Source organism: Acetobacter sp. (assembly GCF_047721705.1).
Taxonomy (GTDB): domain Bacteria; phylum Pseudomonadota; class Alphaproteobacteria; order Acetobacterales; family Acetobacteraceae; genus Acetobacter.
Map to the genome: position 1 here is coordinate 1 of NZ_JBDNXK010000070.1, position 16,744 is coordinate 16,744.

General features: G+C 55.0%; 17 protein-coding genes and 4 pseudogenes. 16 read left to right on the forward strand and 5 right to left on the reverse strand.

From position 1 onward, the window contains the following. The 8 genes and pseudogenes from trbG to ABF824_RS11875 form a co-directional block, all read left to right on the forward strand. Positions 1-652, forward strand: a pseudogene (gene trbG, locus ABF824_RS11840) (P-type conjugative transfer protein TrbG); the annotation flags it as partial. After that, the gene (locus tag ABF824_RS11845) at positions 649-1,848 is read left to right on the forward strand and encodes a TrbI/VirB10 family protein (protein WP_415489253.1); all 1,200 of its coding nucleotides are present in this window, start codon (positions 649-651) and stop codon (positions 1,846-1,848) included. The pseudogene trbG and the gene ABF824_RS11845, both read left to right, overlap by 4 nt. Next, positions 1,845-2,121 (forward strand): annotated as a pseudogene (locus ABF824_RS11850) (DUF2274 domain-containing protein). Before ABF824_RS11845 ends, ABF824_RS11850 begins: the two are co-directional and overlap by 4 nt. A 493-nt stretch (positions 2,122-2,614) precedes the next feature. Beyond that, entirely contained in the window at positions 2,615-3,733 is a 1,119-nt protein-coding gene (locus tag ABF824_RS11855) for a DUF262 domain-containing protein (protein ID WP_415489254.1), read from the forward strand. Further along, positions 3,715-4,446, forward strand: a complete 732-nt coding sequence (locus ABF824_RS11860; RefSeq protein ID WP_415489255.1) for an MAE_28990/MAE_18760 family HEPN-like nuclease — start codon at positions 3,715-3,717, stop codon at positions 4,444-4,446. The genes ABF824_RS11855 and ABF824_RS11860 overlap by 19 nt, the downstream gene beginning before the upstream one ends. Then, entirely contained in the window at positions 4,443-5,495 is a 1,053-nt protein-coding gene (locus ABF824_RS11865) for a DNA cytosine methyltransferase (protein WP_415489256.1), read from the forward strand. The genes ABF824_RS11860 and ABF824_RS11865 overlap by 4 nt, the downstream gene beginning before the upstream one ends. Beyond that, the gene (locus ABF824_RS11870; protein ID WP_415489257.1) at positions 5,492-5,905 is read left to right on the forward strand and encodes a very short patch repair endonuclease; all 414 of its coding nucleotides are present in this window, start codon (positions 5,492-5,494) and stop codon (positions 5,903-5,905) included. Before ABF824_RS11865 ends, ABF824_RS11870 begins: the two co-directional genes overlap by 4 nt. 366 nt (positions 5,906-6,271) lie before the next feature. Further along, positions 6,272-6,634 (forward strand): zinc-binding dehydrogenase, encoded by a 363-nt coding sequence (locus tag ABF824_RS11875; protein ID WP_415489258.1) that lies wholly within the window; start codon positions 6,272-6,274, stop codon positions 6,632-6,634. Positions 6,635-6,641: 7 nt separating this feature from the next. Here ABF824_RS11875 and ABF824_RS11880 read toward each other — a convergent pair whose 3' ends face one another. Next, a complete protein-coding gene (locus ABF824_RS11880) occupies positions 6,642-7,844 on the reverse strand; it encodes an MFS transporter (protein WP_415489259.1) in 1,203 nt (400 codons plus the stop codon). 95 nt (positions 7,845-7,939) lie between these two features. Between ABF824_RS11880 and ABF824_RS11885 the strand changes: the two genes are divergently transcribed. After that, positions 7,940-8,404, forward strand: coding sequence for a winged helix-turn-helix transcriptional regulator (locus ABF824_RS11885; RefSeq protein ID WP_415489260.1), 465 nt, complete (start codon positions 7,940-7,942; stop codon positions 8,402-8,404). A gap of 412 nt (positions 8,405-8,816) precedes the next feature. Here the strand turns inward: ABF824_RS11885 and ABF824_RS11890 are convergent, their stop codons facing one another. Continuing rightward, positions 8,817-9,971 (reverse strand): MFS transporter, encoded by a 1,155-nt coding sequence (locus ABF824_RS11890; protein WP_415489261.1) that lies wholly within the window; start codon positions 9,969-9,971, stop codon positions 8,817-8,819. Between the two features lie 234 nt (positions 9,972-10,205). On the opposite strand from ABF824_RS11890, the gene ABF824_RS11895 reads away from it, so the two are divergent. The 4 genes from ABF824_RS11895 (at position 10,206) to ABF824_RS11910 (ending at position 12,558) form a co-directional block, all read left to right on the forward strand. Continuing rightward, positions 10,206-10,781 carry a TetR/AcrR family transcriptional regulator gene (locus tag ABF824_RS11895; RefSeq protein ID WP_415489262.1) on the forward strand — a complete coding sequence of 192 codons (576 nt, stop codon included), beginning with the start codon at positions 10,206-10,208 and terminating at the stop codon, positions 10,779-10,781. Next, positions 10,778-11,680 carry a DMT family transporter gene (locus ABF824_RS11900; RefSeq protein WP_415489263.1) on the forward strand — a complete coding sequence of 301 codons (903 nt, stop codon included), beginning with the start codon at positions 10,778-10,780 and terminating at the stop codon, positions 11,678-11,680. The genes ABF824_RS11895 and ABF824_RS11900 overlap by 4 nt, the downstream gene beginning before the upstream one ends. A gap of 74 nt (positions 11,681-11,754) precedes the next feature. After that, entirely contained in the window at positions 11,755-12,255 is a 501-nt protein-coding gene (locus ABF824_RS11905; RefSeq protein WP_415489264.1) for a cysteine hydrolase family protein, read from the forward strand. A gap of 60 nt (positions 12,256-12,315) precedes the next feature. Beyond that, positions 12,316-12,558: an NADPH-dependent FMN reductase gene (locus ABF824_RS11910; protein WP_415489265.1), complete on the forward strand. Its 243-nt coding sequence runs from the start codon at positions 12,316-12,318 to the stop codon at positions 12,556-12,558. Here the strand turns inward: ABF824_RS11910 and ABF824_RS11915 are convergent. From ABF824_RS11915 to ABF824_RS11925, 3 genes are read right to left on the reverse strand one after another with little or no spacing between them, the layout of a single operon-like run. After that, positions 12,553-12,921, reverse strand: coding sequence for a hypothetical protein (locus tag ABF824_RS11915; RefSeq protein ID WP_415489266.1), 369 nt, complete (start codon positions 12,919-12,921; stop codon positions 12,553-12,555). The genes ABF824_RS11910 and ABF824_RS11915 overlap by 6 nt on opposite strands. Continuing rightward, positions 12,921-13,097 (reverse strand): hypothetical protein, encoded by a 177-nt coding sequence (locus tag ABF824_RS11920; RefSeq protein WP_415489267.1) that lies wholly within the window; start codon positions 13,095-13,097, stop codon positions 12,921-12,923. The genes ABF824_RS11915 and ABF824_RS11920 overlap by 1 nt, the downstream gene beginning before the upstream one ends. Continuing rightward, positions 13,094-13,879, reverse strand: coding sequence for a helix-turn-helix transcriptional regulator (locus ABF824_RS11925; RefSeq protein WP_415489269.1), 786 nt, complete (start codon positions 13,877-13,879; stop codon positions 13,094-13,096). Before ABF824_RS11925 ends, ABF824_RS11920 begins: the two co-directional genes overlap by 4 nt. On the opposite strand from ABF824_RS11925, the pseudogene ABF824_RS11930 reads away from it, so the two are divergent. The 3 genes and pseudogenes from ABF824_RS11930 to ABF824_RS11940 all read left to right on the forward strand — a co-directional run bounded on the left by ABF824_RS11930 (position 13,792) and on the right by ABF824_RS11940 (position 16,627). Beyond that, positions 13,792-14,571, forward strand: a pseudogene (locus ABF824_RS11930) (class I SAM-dependent methyltransferase). The gene ABF824_RS11925 and the pseudogene ABF824_RS11930 sit on opposite strands and share 88 nt — an antisense overlap. 85 nt (positions 14,572-14,656) lie before the next feature. After that, positions 14,657-15,117: pseudogene (locus ABF824_RS11935) on the forward strand (YbaK/EbsC family protein). Positions 15,118-15,349: 232 nt separating this feature from the next. Beyond that, positions 15,350-16,627 (forward strand): anti-phage deoxyguanosine triphosphatase, encoded by a 1,278-nt coding sequence (locus tag ABF824_RS11940; RefSeq protein ID WP_415489268.1) that lies wholly within the window; start codon positions 15,350-15,352, stop codon positions 16,625-16,627. Positions 16,628-16,744: the final 117 nt, after the last annotated feature.

Sequence of the window (16,744 nt, forward strand, 5' to 3'; positions counted from 1 at the left end):
ATGCCTCGCCGGGCGAGATCACTGACATCATGCTCCAGCAGGGTGAAAAGCTGGTCGGCACCGGGCCGGTTGCCGCCGGTGACACCGTGCGCTGGATCATCAGCGATACTGAGAGCGGGGCGGAGGCCACGAAGCGGATTCATATCCTGGTCAAGCCAACGCGCCCGGACCTCACCACCAACCTGATCGTCAACACGGACCGGCGGACCTATCTGGCGGAACTACGCTCCACACCGGCTACCTATATGGCGTCGGTGTCGTGGGATTACCCCGAGGATGATCTGATCGCCCTGCATCGACAGGATAGCGCCGCCGATGATGCTGCCCCCGTGGATGCGGGGTTAGACCTGAATGCTCTGAATTTCCGTTACGCCATCCAGCCGGTGAAAGGGGGCACGCCGCCCTGGCTGCCAAGTCGGGCGTTCGATGACGGTCACAAGGTCTATATCGCCTTTCCGTCGCGGATCAGGCAGGGGGAACTGCCGCCGCTCTTCGTGCTGGGAGCGGATGGTGGACCGGAACTGGTCAATTACCGGGGCGACAGAACTGGATGATCGTCGATCGCCTGTTTGCCGCTGCCGAACTCCGGCTGGGAGACAAGCCTTCCGAGCAGCGGGTGCGTATCGTACGCGCCGATGGCAGGAAGTCATGACCGACACGCAGGATCGTCAGAATGGGGGTGGGGACGTGTCCGGCAACGGAAGCGGATCGGGACCATCATCCCCGCCTTCTCCTCCCGATTTGCAGCTGCGCGCCCAGCGCCCGCCGGTGGTCCGGCTCTCGCGTCCCGTCATCTGGACGCTTGGTGGTGCGGGGATGCTCGCGATCGGCCTTGCCCTCGGATACGCACTGCAAAACAGCACACAGAAAGGGGCGGTCCAGGCGGCGCAGGATACGGACACACGTCCGTCGGCTGACGGGCTGGCCGCACTGCCCAGCGATTACAGTGCCGTTCCGAAACTGGGGCCGCCCTTGCCGGGCGATCTCGGCAAGCCGATCCTCGACGCCCAGAAGGAGGGCCGTGCGGGGCCGGTTTCCGGCATTGGAGATCGTCGGGGCGATCAGGAGATCGACGCGGCCCGCACCAGTAAACTTTTTGCTCAGGTCGAGGCGCATGATGGCCAGACCGCGCAGACAATGCCGGGGCAAGCAGTGGCCGGAACACGGGCATCGCCGACCGCCACGGACCAGCAGGCCGGAAATCGCGCTTTTCTGGCGGGTCAGCCCGACCGTACGACGATCAGCCCCGATCGGATCACGCCTCCTGCTTCGCCCTATCTCCTGGAGGCCGGGACCGTCGTCGCCGGAGCATTGAATACGAAGATCAGTTCCGATCTGCCCGGCCAGATCGTGGGTCATGTGACCCAGAACGTCTATGACAGCCCGACCGGCCGTTATCTGCTGATCCCGCAGGGCAGCACGCTGTTCGGAGCCTATAACAGCGGCATTTCCTTCGGGCAGCAGCGCACCCAGCTCATCTGGACGCGGCTGATCTATCCGAACGGCGAAAGCCTCGTCCTGGAAAAGCTGCCCGGCGGCGACGCCATCGGCCAGTCTGGCCTGTCCGATGAGGTCAACAATCATTGGGAGCAACTATTCAAGGCGGCCCTGGTCACGACCCTGCTCAGCGTAGGCTCCGAAGCCGGCACGTCATGGAACGAGAACAACCTGATGCAGGCCATCCGCAGCGGGGCGAGCAACGGCTTTTCCATGGTCGGCAACAGGCTGATCGACCGGAGCCTGAATGTCCAGCCGACACTGACCGACCGGCCCGGTCTGCCGTTCACGCTTATTCTGAATCGCGACCTCGTCCTCAAGTCTTGGAAAGAGAAGGAATCCCGCCCATGACGAAGCTGAAGCTCGGTCCGATTGAGGATGACAAGCCCGTGAAGGTCGCGTTGGAGCTACCGGCCGCGCTTCACCGTGATCTTGTCGCCTAATGCCGAGATATTGGATCGCGAAACTGGGAAGGCACCCGCCGATCCCGTGCGTCTCATTGTGCCCATGCTGGCGCGCTTCATCGCCACGGATCGGGGTTTCGCCAAGGCAAGGCTATCTCTGTCCGGTAAGATAGAGTCTTGCGGGCACATGATTTTATGTGCCAAACTCATTAAATTATGAGTGAGCACCGCAATGACCTATGAGGACTTCGTCACGGAACTTAACAAAGCGGGACTGACTGTCCGGCGCTTCGCGGATCTTATGGGTATGAAGCCTAACTCGATCTCGAATAACAAGAAGCAAGGCGGAGTACCCGGGCACTTAGCAATCATTATAAGCCTTCTTGCTGAGATGTCGAGTCGGAATATTGACTTCGATCCCATCTTCGCGCGCGTTGATCTCGAGAGAAAGAAGCCGCGTGGGGCATTGAAGCGAAGGAGGTCTGCGGGAAATCCGCAAGGTGCTCTGGAGTTGAGCGAATGATCGGCTCATCGCTTTATGACTGTAGCATGCTGTGTGCTCATTTGGACACGCTCTCATACAGCACCGTGTATCCACTCCGGCTCACCAACATTCGACAATGGCACGATGGCATGCGCTTGAAAGGGCAAAAACCAAAATATCAATCAGGAGATGTTTGTGGTCTAAGAAGAAAAGGTATTGAGAGAAGACGATGAAAAAAACCAGACGCAAGCTTCCGGATGCGGCTCACGTTGACGAGGCGGAGAAGCAGATCACGGAATATTCGCGTGCAGTGAAATTCACGATTACGGAGTATTCTTTTGAATTTATTGTTCAAAAATTGACTACGGATCGTTATTATGTTCCTGGATATCAACGCGAGTTAGTGTGGACGCCTGCCAAACAGTCAAAGTTTATCGAATCTGTTTTTATGGGGTTGCCGATTCCGTTTGTCTTTTTTTGGCAAGACAAAGACGGGCGTATGGAAATCGTTGATGGGTCACAGCGTTTGCGTACCATCAGAGATTTTATGGCGAACAAATTTACTTTGCGGGACTTGGAAACGCTTCCGGCGGCAAATGGTTTGCGCTACATGGATTTCCCGGTGTCGCGGCAACTAAAGTTCGCGGAAACTGCAATCCGTGTAATTATTCTAGACAATGCTACAGATGCGGTGACGAGAACCGAAATGTTTGCTCGTATCAACACGGGCGGCACTACAGCGAACGATGCGGAAGTTCGGCGGGGTAGTCTTCCTGGTCCATTCATGGATTTGGTCATCCAGCTTGCGGCTGATCCGAAGTTCGTCAAATTGACGCCGATCAGTCAGCCCCTTATCGACAAACGTGAGCGTGAAGAACTTGTGACGCGTTTTTTTGCGTACCTAAATAGTTTTGACCCAACGTTAGATAATGGTGATGGCGATATTCCCAAATACAAGGAGGAGCCTCGTCGGTTTTATTTTTCGTTTGTTAAAGATGAGAATGAGCGAATTGCTTCCGAACTTGAACACGCCGGCGCATCTCCAACGATCGGTGTGATGAGAGGTGAGTTCGAGAAGGTTCTTGCTTTCGTGGAAAAGGTCTCTCCGCATGGGTTTACGAAGTCGCAAACCGGCAATCAGGTTCCACGCGTTAGATTCGAAGCAATCGCGATCGGTTCTGCCCTTGCTCTGCGATCTGATCCAACCCTTTTCGAGCGTGCGCCGAATCTCACCCCGCTTCTGGAGTCCGAGGATTTTGCTCTTGCGACAAAATCTGATGCTGCAAATGTAAAAAGTAGACTTCTTGGAAGAATAAAATTGGTTCGAGATTGGTTGTTGAAGAAATGAGAGACGTTTTAGCCTATCTTGTGGAGCGAGAGTCAGAGTTTGCGCGTCATCTTTCAGTGGCGCGCATGCTGGAAGCGCGTGTTAATGAAGTTGTAAGCGCGGATTCTATCCAGATTGAGGTGAGACACGTCAATACATTGAAATCGGGACTGTTGATTCATCTGTATAACATTGTGGAAGCTGTAGCCACGCGAACTCTGACCGTCGTTGGCAGGACGGTTGTCATGGAGCAGCCGAAGCGATGGACCGAATCAGTGTTGAAGGAATGGGTACGCGCTGCGATATGGAACGGTGACGATCGTGTCGGTGAAGGGGCTTTGGCACGGTTGACGCAGGTGAGCGGCGTGTTGGCTGCTGGTGGTTCTCCGGACGCTTTCGTCGTGAAAGGTGAGCCAGGCAGTTGGGATGACGAAGCGATCAAAAAGATTGCAAAACGCTTGGGCTGTCCACTCGTGTTGACGGACGAAGTCAAGCGTGCGGCATACGAACGCGTATATCGAGATGAGACGACAGCTTTGAAGTATTTAGCGCGTCGAAGGAACGACATAGCGCATGGGCAGTCCACCTTTGAGGAGGGCGCGCACGATCTGACTCTGGATGATCTTGCCGGGTTGGCCAACCGGGTTCTGCCATTCCTTACGGCAGTAACGAAGTCGTATGAAAAGTTCCTGAGTAGTAAGGGGTATCTGACGGTCGAAGAGGTGGCAGCATGAGCGCCGAAAACCAAATCGTAGCGGTCGATCTCTTTTGCGGTGTCGGCGGGCTGACGCACGGGCTGACCAGGGCGGGCATCAAGGTCCAATTGGGTGTCGATCTCGATCCTGCTTGTCGTTTCCCGATGGAAGCTAACAATGCTACTAAATTTCTTGAGGCGGATGTCGATCAACTCATGCCATCCGATATTCAGAAAGCATTTGGGGACTCTCCATTTACATTGCTGGCAGGGTGTGCCCCGTGCCAGCCGTTTTCGTCATATTCTCAATCTTCCAAGCGTAAGGAACCGCATGAAGATTGGGAGCTTCTTTCATCTTTTTCCAAGCTCGTCCTTGCTGTACGCCCGACGCTGGTCACAATGGAAAATGTTCCGCCACTTCGTAAGCAGAAGATTTTCAAGGATTTCGTCACTGATCTGGGTAAGGCGGGCTATGATATCGACTTTCAGGTGGTGGATGGCCGTAATATCGGGTTGCCTCAACGGCGCCAACGCCTCGTGCTCGTAGCGTCTTTGCTTGGACCGATCACGATTTTGGAAGCAGGAAAGCCTCAAGTCACCGTAAAGGATGCCATTGCGGATTTACCACCGCTTTCGGCCGGTGCATCAGACCCGAACGATCCACTCCATGCGTCGGCATCGCTTAGTGAGCTGAATCTCGCTCGTATACGCAACTCGAAACCAGGAGGAACGTGGCGCGATTGGCCGAAAGAACTCGTTTCAGCCTGCCATGCACGAGACACCGGTGCCACCTATCCATCAGTATATGGACGAATGGAGTGGGATAAACCTGCACCGACCATGACAACGCAATGCTATGGGTTTGGCAATGGCAGGTTCGGTCATCCGCAGCAAGATCGCGCGATTAGCTTACGAGAAGCGGCCGTGCTTCAGAGCTTTCCGAAGGACTATGCTTTCGTGCCGGAAGGTTCTCCCATAAATTTCAATACGCTTGGAAGGATGATTGGAAATGCCGTTCCAGTAATTTTGGGAGAATATATCGGCGAGATACTCGTCGAGCATGTAAAGGCTAATGGCGCAACTCCTTGATTGATGATCCGCCGATCACGCCGGAGCGTTCATTTATTATGGCTCGCGTCGGGCCTAGAGATACCAAGCCGGAGATGATTGTTCGTAGACTTTTGCATGCGTTGGGTTATCGATTCCGTTTGCATGCAAAGGAACTTCCTGGTCGACCAGATATCGTTTTTCGGCCACGAAAGAAGGTTATCTTTGTTCATGGGTGCTTCTGGCATCGACACATGGGATGCCGCCGAACCACAACACCTAAGACTCGTGAAGAATTTTGGCAGGCGAAATTTTCTGCCAATCAAGCTCGCGATCAAAGAAATCAGGAAGAACTTAAAGCGCTAGGATGGAAATACTTGATCGTCTGGGAGTGCCAGGTCAGGAGGGCAGAGATCCTCGCTGAAAATTTGAAGGTGTTTTTGGAGGCCTAGATAGCAATTACCAATGATTGTCGGTATCGGGGGCTGCGTGTGCCCGCAACCATGAATACGTGTCTGAAAAGACAAGAAAAAAGCCACCCACACGGGTGGCTTTTTTTTGTGTCCGAAGCACTGCGCAGGATGCGTATAGGATGCAAATGGGAGTGAAAGCGCAGCGTAGGTTGGGCTGATTTCACGTGTGCGTGAACCGCCAGAGCGAGGTCATTTGGGCAGGAACAAATTCGCCGTCATGAACTCAACAAACACCCTGAGCTTCGGTGAGAGATAGGGGCTGGACGGCCACAGAAAACGGAAGCCCCCCGAATGTTCGGTATGGTCGGACAGCGCAGGAACGAGGCGTCTGCTCCTGAGATACTCGTGAAGCACAAAATCCGGGAGGCTAACGATACCCATGGAGATGGTGTCAGCCATGTCCTGGAACTGGGCGGACCGGAGACCTACCCCCGATTCGTCAAATTGATCGGGACCGGTGGCCACATTGTCCAGATCGGCGTGCTGACCGGCTTTGGACCGCGCCCGGATATCGATCGTATCCGCAGCGCAAATGCCAGCATTGACGGAATTACCGTGGGCTCCAGGGACCACTTTCGGGAAATGAATGCGTTTCTGACCCAGCAGGACATCCATCCTGTCATCGACAGGGTCTTTCCTTTCGAACAGGCAGGCGAGGCCTATGACTATTCTGTAGAGCGCGAAGCACTTTGGAAAGATCGTGATTGATCTGTCCTCATAATACGATTTCCGGTTTTTCGAGGCACGCCAGCGTTAGTCCTGCGAGGCCAAGTCCTGTCCCGAGCAGGCAGACGCTGGTCCAGCCTCCATGTGCATAGGCCAGTGTTGACGAAAAGGCGCCGCACGCGCTGCCAAGCGAATAGAAAACCATATAGGCACCGACAAGACGGCTGCGCGCTTCTGTGCCCGAAGCAAAGATCAGGCTCTGACTGGTGACATGGATCGCCTGAATGGCAAAATCCAGCAGGACGACGCCTGCGATCAGAAACCACAGTGAGATGGGCAAGGCAGCCATCAGGCTCCATGCTGCCAGGGCAAGAACAAAGGACAGAACGGTCGTCCGACGGGCGCGTCCCTGATCGGCCCAGATGCCGGCTCGTCCGGCCCCCAGTGCTCCAGCCACGCCTGCAAGTCCGAACAGCCCGACTTCGGTGTGCGACAGCAAGAACGGGGCCGCGCTGAGAGGAAGAACAAGAGGCGCCCAGAGCACGTTGAACATCGCAAAGATCAGAAACGCAAGCAAACCGCGGCGGCGCAGGACGGAATTGGTCCGGTAAAGCGACAGGGTCGAGAAAACCAGGGCCGGATAGGAAAGTGGCACGTCATTTCGCTTTCCGGGAGGCAAGATGCGTGCCAGCGTTGCGGCCATGCCTGCTGTCAGGACGGCAGACGCAAGATAGACGGCCCGCCAGCCGATCGTGTCCGTGAGCAGGCCTGCAATGATCCGAGCGCAGAGGATTCCGATCACGACGCCGCTGGTGACCTGCCCGATAACCCGTCCCCGTTTGGCGGGTGCGGCCCAGTCGGCCACGCAGGCCACCAGCGTCTGGACGATGACGGATGAAAGACCGACCAGAAACAGGCTTCCAAGGAGGGATCTCCATGAGAGAGACAGCGCGGCGGCAACAAATGCAGCAGCGGCAGTGAGCCCCTGAATGAGCACAAGACGCCCAGGTGGCATCAGGTCACCCAACGGCACAATACCGATCAGACCAAGCCCGTATCCGACCTGTGTCGCGGTGATTATACTGCCGATGAGGGTCGGGCGGACATCCAGATCATGAGCGATCTCGTCAAGCATGGGCGCAGCGTAGTAGACATTTGCGACGCTGAGGCCGCAGGCAGTTGCCAGAAGAAGAATGAGTGGAGCGGTGAGCGGACGCTGCCGGTTGTGGTCGGCAGAAGGAGGAGAGGACATTGATTGCACCTCATTAATGGTCCTATAATAGAACCTATTGCATCTCGCATCGTCCAGTTCTATTTTAGAACCATATGAAAAAGTGAGGATGTCGAATGGTGAAGCGGGTGAGCCTCAGCGATGCGGAATGTCCGGTGGCCAGGTCGCTGGATGGCATTGGCGACTGGTGGTCACTGCTTATCGTGCGCGATGCATTTGACGGCGTAAGGCGTTTCGGAGAATTCCAGAAAAGCCTCGGAATATCCAAAGGGATTTTGGCCAGTCGTTTGCAGGAGCTTGTTGCTCTGGGAGTGCTTACAATGACCTCGGCATCTGACGGGAGTGCCTGGCAGGACTACGTGCTGACACCAAAAGGAGAAGCGCTATTTCCGGTCATCGTCGCCTTGAGGCAGTGGGGAGAGGCGTTCTGCTACCGACCTGGGGAGCCACATTCGGAACTGGTCGACCGGAAAAAGGGGAAGCCTCTGGCACAGTTGGTCGTCCGGGATGCGGACGGCGAGATTATCCAGGCGCGGGATACTGTCGTTAAAAAACTCGCGCTGTCTTCCAAGGACTACTGACGACGGTCCGTTTGGACGTGTTCTGACAAAATTGATGTAAAGTAGGCTGGGTGCAAGGTCTGTCTAGCACTACAGTTGCAATTTGCTTTGTTCGATAATTGTTCATGGCTCCCATACTTTCCAGAAGGCTCGAATTTCAGGCTGTCTACGGCGAGAAAAACCGCAACTTTTCCGTTTTTCTGACCCGGAAAATAAACTGCAACTGTAGTGCTAGGTGTCGACAATGATCACGTGGAAGCCATAGTCACCCGTATGAGACTTCTTGAAAAAATTACGAGTGCTGAGGCTCCTCTCGTCCACGTTCCTTATTTTTCATTCCCTGGTATAGGCCACATCCGAAAAGAACACGCCGATTACGTTTGGGAAACTGTCGTATGGGAGTGGTGATTGTTGATTTTTACTGAGTTATAAATCAGATTTTGCCTCTATGCGTTGGTACGCGTTTCTTTCCATGCCATGCAAGCGCTGTGCTGGCCAGAGCCACCAGACAGATCAGGGCTGCACAGCCGAGCCAGCCGTGACGGGTATAGAGAGTAGCAGGGGCAACAGCCCCGATACTGCCGCCCAGATAATAGCATGTGAGATAGAGGCCTGTTGCCGCAGACCGACCACTTCTGGCATGTCGGGCGGTATAACCGGTGGCACAGGATTGTCCGGCGAAGACAGCCATGCAGGAGAGAGCCAGCCCGACTATGATAGCAGGCAGATGGACGGAAAGTGTCAGGGCAATTCCGGCAATCCCGGCGATCTGTGAGAGCAGAAACGCCTGCGTTCGCCCGATCGTGCCGATAAGACGCCCAAAGAAGGGGGTGACGGTAACGGGCAGAAGGAAGACCACAAACAGGGCACCGACTTCGATTGCGGTTAGACCAAATGGTGGCGCTGCCAGACGCAGACTCAGATAGGTGAAGGATGTGACCTGCTGAAACAGCAGGCTGGCTCCGACAAAGCATGTGGCGAGCAGCCACCAGCCCTGCACTCCCTTTGCGACATTCCGTAAACTGTTGCCAAGAGACGCACTGGCTTTGAAACGACGCTCCGTGGGCAGACAGCATACTATAAGCGTAAGCACTGGTATCAGAAGAACCGCAAAAACCAGAAAGGTGGAGAGCCAGCCGGTGAAGGACGCAGCAGTACCAGCAAGAAACCGCCCACAAAACCCACCAAATGCTGTGCCTGCTACATACACACCGTTCATGGTGGTTGCCGTGCGCCCGAACCATTCCTCGGCGATGTATGCGAGAGCTGAGGTGAAGATGAAGGGCACTAGCAACCCTTGTGCAAACCGCAGGGAAAGCAGCGCGGCAAAACTCCATGCCAGAGCGCAGGAGGCGGTTGTGAGGATGAGTCCGACGAGAGCCGTCACCATGACACGCTTACGCCCGAAGCGATCGGAGATGGCGCCTGCCAGCGGGGCAGCAACTGCCACACCCAGCGTGGAGGTGCTGATTGTCCAGGTGCTGGTACCTATGCTGACACCAAACCGGAGGGCGATGTCAGGCAGGATCGGCTGCGTGGCATAGACGTTCAGAAGCGCACAGCTTCCCAAAGCGAAGAGAGCCGCCATTTGTCGAAATGGGACCGTAGTGTCTACAGCTACGTCATTTCTCATTGCCTGGACGTCTGAACGGTTCATGATCCGTCTCGCCGGTTGAGGCGTGCATGTCGTTGGCAGTCGGGATCCTGTGCGTGAGAGCTGGGTATCGTCATTGTTATTATTCAGCACAACTGATTTGTGAATTGCCTCTTTGAGGGTGCTGGACCTACGCTGACGAACGAGTGTTCGTGAGTCAAAGAACAAATGCGAGAGCCGGTCCCCCTGCGCGATATCGTGATCGAAGCGCGCGAGCTGTTTCGTGAATATGGTTACGAAGGTGCGTCGATGCGCGATCTGGCCGGACGTGTGGGGCTGCGTCCACAGAGCCTCTATACGCGGTTTCCGTCGAAAGAAGCTCTGGTGTCCGAGGTTCTGGCGCTAACGCTTGAAGAAATGCTGGAAGGTCTGCCGGATCCAGACCGGAACTGGCGTAACGCATGGACGACGCTGATCGGGCGCATCGCGCAGACGCTGGAAAACCATGGTCGCTGCGTCGGCCTGCATCTGGCTTATGGCGTGACATCTGCGACACCTGAGGCGCAGAAAGCCGTCAGGGTATTTTTCAAGTCTGTGCAGGAGGTCATGACCCGGATCCTGCGTTCGGGAAAGATTGCGTCCCCCGCAGCAACTGCTGCTGATACGTTGGCTCAGTTGGAAGGCGCAACGCTCTGGATTGCGACGGAAGGGGACAATAGACCCCTCAAGCGTGCAGTCAGGCGTGCCCTGCACCTGGCTGGTCCTGTGCGCAGGTGTGGAGAAAAGGCCGAACTGCCATCATGACCAATGTTCTTCTGTTTATCGCCGTCGTCGTGGTCTGGGGACTGACGTGGTTCGCCATGCATCTTCAGCTTGGGGCAGCGCCGGTAGAGGTCGCGATCTTCTGGCGTTTCGCGCTTTCCCTCGTTCTGCTCGGCGGCTGGTTATGCCTGTCTGGACGGTTGAGAAGGCCGGCAACTGATTGTGTTCCATGGCTGATTGCCATGGGGATCTGTCTGTTCTCTGGCAATTATCTCGTGCTCTATCGATCGGCCGCCTATCTGGCCAGCGGCATGGTCTCGGTGATCTTCAGTCTGGCCAGCGTTCTGAACGCCCTGAACCTCTGGCTGTTCTTCCGCCAGCGGCCAGACGCACGGATTATCGGCGGCGGCCTTCTGGGCGTAATGGGCGTCGCGCTGCTGCTGGGCGGAGATCATGGAGGAGGGCTGCACGCAGGAAGTCTCACCGGGGTCGGGTTGGCACTGGCGGGCACTCTGTTCTTTTCACTGGGCAATATGGTTACCCGCAGGATCGGTCGCTTCGATCTGGATCTGCCCAATGCCGTGTTCTACGCGATGGGAGTTGGGACAGTCATCGTGGGAGCCGTAGCGCTCGCGCACGGATACAGCTTCGCTGTTCCGCTTACCGCAGCCTGGCTTGGCGGTTTGGCCTATCTGTCGGTATTTGGCTCGGTCATCGGGTTTTTGACCTATCTGTCTTTGGTGCACCGGATCGGGGCGGACAGGGCTGGCTATACGACGATCCTTTCTCCTGTTCTGGCTCTTGCGGTGTCATGCGTTTTCGAAGGTACGCAGTGGACGGCTGTCATGCTGATCGGGCTCCTGCTTGTCATGGCAGGCAATGTATTGGCCTTCGTGCGTCAGCGGCCTGTTCCGGTGCCGGTCGAGGTGGAGCAGGCGTGAGTGTCCATCCTCATCTCATGCAGAAAAGGCGACAGACATGACAGATGAAGCCCTGATCATTGTGAATCCGCAGAATGATTATTTTCCGGGTGGGCATTGAAGAGGCTGCTGGTAACGGCCGTCTCGTCCTGAGCCACTTTCGGGAAAAAGATATGGCGGTTGTCCATATCCGTCATGAATTCCTGGCCGATAACGCGCCGTTTTTTGCACCGGGTTCATATGGCGCACAGATCAACGAGCTTGTCCTGCCGAAGGAAGGGGAACCGGTGGTTCTCAAGCACCATCCGAACGCATTTCGGGATACGAACCTTAAAACACTTCTGGATGAGCGGGAAATTCGGAAACTGACCATTCTGGGTGCAATGAGCCATGTCTGCATCGATGCGACCGTCCGTGCTGCGGTTGACTTCGGATATGACGTGACCGTGGTGCATGACGCGGTCGCCACGCGTGATCTGGAGTTCAATGGAACAAACGTTCCGGCAAATCAGGTGCATTCTGCATATATGGCGGCACTGGCATTCGCCTATGCAAAAGTCATGCCGACAGCTGAGATAGTCCATACCTCGGAATGAGGTGCTATCGACTGCCATAGCTCCAGGGGTTTATATGAATATGGTAATTAAAGCATTATCGTGAAAATATTGACTCTTTCAGGAAGCGCACGACACAACTCGACAAATACTGCGATGCTGCGCGCTCTGTCGTTCATGGCACCAGCGACATCTTCTATCTCAGTATTTGATCAGGTGAGCGCGCTTCCGGTATTTTCGCCTGACCTGGAAACGGGTGAACTTCCGCCACAAGTGTGTGCCTTCATGGATCAGGTCGCTGCGAGTGACGGTCTGATCGTATCCAGTCCGGATACGACTTCATGACTGCTGCTCAATAACCCTACGAATATTCCAGAGCATGCGGCGGCGTAGTAACCCGCTGACGGGGCGGATCAGAAACCAGTACGGCGTAAAGCGTTGTCTGGCCTTGTCACTGAGGCAGAGGACACGTGTTTCGGTTATGAGGCGACACCTGCTTTCGCTAATGGGCGCGACAGTAAAGCCAAGAACCAGTTTGCACAGATCTCCCTCCCGTACAGCCATGAAAGCGTCAGGAGAAGGAATGGAGCGAAGTCCATAATCGGCATGCCAGAATGCTCCGACCAGACCATAGGCAAGTGCGTGTCCGGTGCGCGCCAGAAGCGTAAAGTCTTCAAGATCCAGTGGCGGGGCGGACAGGCGCTTCATCAGTCGGCCAGGAAGTTCACGCAGACGGATAAACGGATAATCTGACGCACAAGGGGATCATTCTGTACGCGGAAAGCCGCAACGGCATCGAGAATATCAGATGCCTGACCGCGAATGACAATCGCGTGACGTTCAGAAAAATCATAATGTGGGAGCAGGATTTCGAAAGTGTTCATCGGGGCTTCAGTGTTACCAGCTGGTAGTGCGGCCATGTCGTGAAGGTAAGGGTGGTCTGGTCAAAGTCCAATGGGCCATCGGTCGGATGTCGAAACCGGCACGGGCCGCCTTCTCTTAGCAATACACTCTGATTATGCCACAGCCGTTCAAAATCCGGACTTCGGGATCGAAGCTCCTGCACGAGTGTTTCCACCAGATGCGTGTCGCCACGGATGCTGGCAGCCCGGAATTCGGTAAGAACCCGTCGGGCACTGCCTTCCCAGTCATCCAGAAAGGTTCGGGCTGCACGGTCGAGAAAGACATAGCGCAGCAGGTTGCGTTCCTCACTGTCCAGCCATCCGAGAAAGAGACGCCGGGCCGCTTTGTTGGCGACGCAGGCATTCCACAGGGGATCCAGCACATAACAGGGCATGGTTACCTGCTCCGGGAAAGTCCGGACGGGTTCGGGAAGACTGGATGCGGTGACTGGCTGTGAGGAATCGGGATCCTTCAACTGAGCCAGTTCGAACAGATAGAGCTTTTCGGCAGGGGACAGATGCAGAGCCGTGGCAATACGCGCCAGTGTCGTCGCCGAACAGGAGACATTCCGACCCTGTTCCAGCCATGTATACCACGTCGTGCTGATACCACAGAGCTGGGCGGCTTCTTCCCGCCGCAACCCCCGTGCCCGACGCCGTCCGGGCAGGACATGCAATCCAACGTCCCGCGGAGACAGGGCGTCACGTCGAGCACGCAGCAAGGCATTATGACGACCGGGCACAGGACTATGTTGCCAGCGCAGTACACAGTCAGGGCAGCGATCTGGACAGGATCGAACGTCTTGTCGCGGGCAAAAGCCTGCGGCGCGTTCTGGACCTGGGGTGTGGGAGAGGGCACGTGACCTACCGTCTGGCGCCCAATGTCGAAGAGGTGGTTGCCTGCGATATCACCGCTTCGATGCTGGACGCCGTGGCGCACGAGGCGGCCCGGCAGAATTTGAACAATGTTACGACGGTACAGGCCCCGGCAGAGGAGTTGCCATTTGACGCTGGAACTTTTGACGCCGTGTTCTGTCGCTTTACCACCCACCACTGGTCGGATGCTCGGGCAGGTCTGAGGGAGGCACGACATGTCCTGACTTCTGCAGGCATGGCTCTGTTCATTGATGTGACGGCCCCATCTTCCGCCCTGCTGGATAGCTGACTGCAGTCGATGGAACTGCTGCGTGATATCTCGCATGTACGGGATTATTCATCTGCTGAATGGACGGCCTGTCTGGGGCAGGCGGGCTTCGTTCTGAAGGCTTTTCAGACCCATCGCCTGCGTATGGACTTCGCAAGCTCGGTGGCACGTATGAAAACCCCGATTGAGCAGACTGTGGCCATTCGTTCCCTCCAGCAGACTGCCCCGGAACCGGTAAAACGCTATTTCGAGATCGAGGTAGACGGTAGTTTCATGATTGATGTCGGCAGTTTTCAGGTGGCGCCGTTGTGAACCGGTCTGTGATTGTGTCCGAGAAATGCAGGATGTGTCATCATCCGGACCACCAGTAGTTTTCCAGCATTGTGGAGGGGAAGAGATGGGCCGGGAGTCCGTGCAGGCATTTTTCGAGGCGAACGCACCTGATATCGAACCGGTCGTGCTGACAGACAGTACGGCGACAGTGGCGGAAGCCGCTCAGGCTCTGGGTGTGGAGGCAGGGCAGATTGCCAAGACGCTGGCGCTGAAAGTCGGGGATGAGCGGATCCTGGTTGTCATGGCCGGGACAGGACGGTTGGACAACCGCAAGACGAAGGATACGTTCGGCAACCGGCCTCGCATGCTGCCTGCGGACGAGGTGCTGGAACTGACAAGCCACCCCGTAGGTGGCGTGTGTCCCTTTGGTTGCCTCGGCCGATCAGGGTGTTTTGCGACATCTCCCTGCGTGCGTTTGACGAAGTCTGGCCCGCGGCAGGTGACCGGAACAGTTCCGTATGTCTGACGCCGGAGCAACTGGTGGAACTTGTTGGCGCAGAATGGGTCGATGTCAGCCAGCACTAATGTCGGATTTCGCCTCATGTCAGACATATACACCGCCAACTGGTTTTCCACACAGCGGACATCATCTGTTCGAATCTGAACCGTCGAATTGGCCCACCAGCCAAATAATAAATTTAGTCTCTTCGTGCCTCCGTGACGACGATGTAGCATGGCAGCTTCCTTGTGGCCGACATGGGAAAGCATAAATCTTCGACTTAAAATCGACCTAGATCATTAGAAGCAGGACATACCCATGACCTCTGATTTAAGCTTTTTTAAAGAGCAACTTTATGGAAATCAGCCCCAACGCTCAGGAGACCCTCGTTCACCATTTCAGAGAGACCGCGCACGCATAATGCATTCAGCTGCTTTTAGGCGGCTACAAGGCAAGACGCAGGTGATGGGTACCGGAGAAGGTGATTTTCATCGCACACGCCTAACTCATTCTATTGAAGTGTCCCAAATCGGTTATGGTCTACTTCAAGTATTACAATCCAAGAAAGAGATTCTCCATGAAAACGACCAAAAGTGGCTACCTGAGCGGGATCTGATTGAAGCCGCTTGCCTCGCTCATGATCTTGGTCATCCGCCGTTTGGACACAAAGGGGAGCAAGCGCTGCATGAAGCCATGTTGCGGCACGGAGGGTTCGAAGGAAATGGTCAGACCCTTCGCATTATAACGAAACTTGAAAAATATAATAAACGAGGGAAAGGGCTGTATCCAACACGTCGTTTGATTCTCGGGATATTGAAGTATCCTCGTTCAATCAAAACCTTTGACCTTGACGCCTTTAATCAAAAACCTCCGAAGTCTTTTCACGAGGATGAGGCAGATGTTGTCGCATGGGCTCTCGATGGCTTCTCATCCAATGATAGGCGGCAGTTTATAGCATCAGCTAACGGCAAACAGGCTCACCATACCCTTGACTGCAGTATCCTCGAACTTGCTGATGACATTGCCTATGGCATTCATGACATAGAGGACATTGTCGCTCGAGGTTTGGCAACCGAGACTGCTGTCCGAAACGCAATTACAATAGCTTTCAACGAACTTGATAGTAAATCCTTAAATGGTTTTAATGCCGATTTAGTCGCGAATGGCCTTCTTGCCGACAGCTTCCAAAGAAAGCAGATGATTTCTGGGCTTGTAAACCTGTTTGTCAGTAGTGTGGAGTTTTCAGAGGATGTTTCATACACACATCCACTTCTCAGATTCAACGCAACTCTTCCCGATCATCACACAAAGCTATTGAAATCCCTTAAGGGACTGGCTTACGAACTCATAATTAAGAAGGCTGAGGTGCAGCAGCTTGAGCGACGTGGTCAAATGGTCGTAAAGCGGTTGTTCGAAACTCTACAGTCAGATCCTGAAAGCCTGATTCCACAGTCATCATGGCAAGATGGATGTATAGAAAGCTCTAAGGAGCGTCGTGTATGCGATTATATTGCTGGAATGACGGACAGCTACGCAGAGCGTCTCTACAAGCGTCTTTTCAGCCCGGGATTTGGCAGCAGTGGCGACGAATTGTAAGCATATAGATTGGATTTATCTCGATCCAGATCAGCAAACTATCTCTTGCATATGACGTTGTAGCCCGGCACATCATTGATGGTCTTGCTACTCGATAACTGATCTTCTACTTCCGCC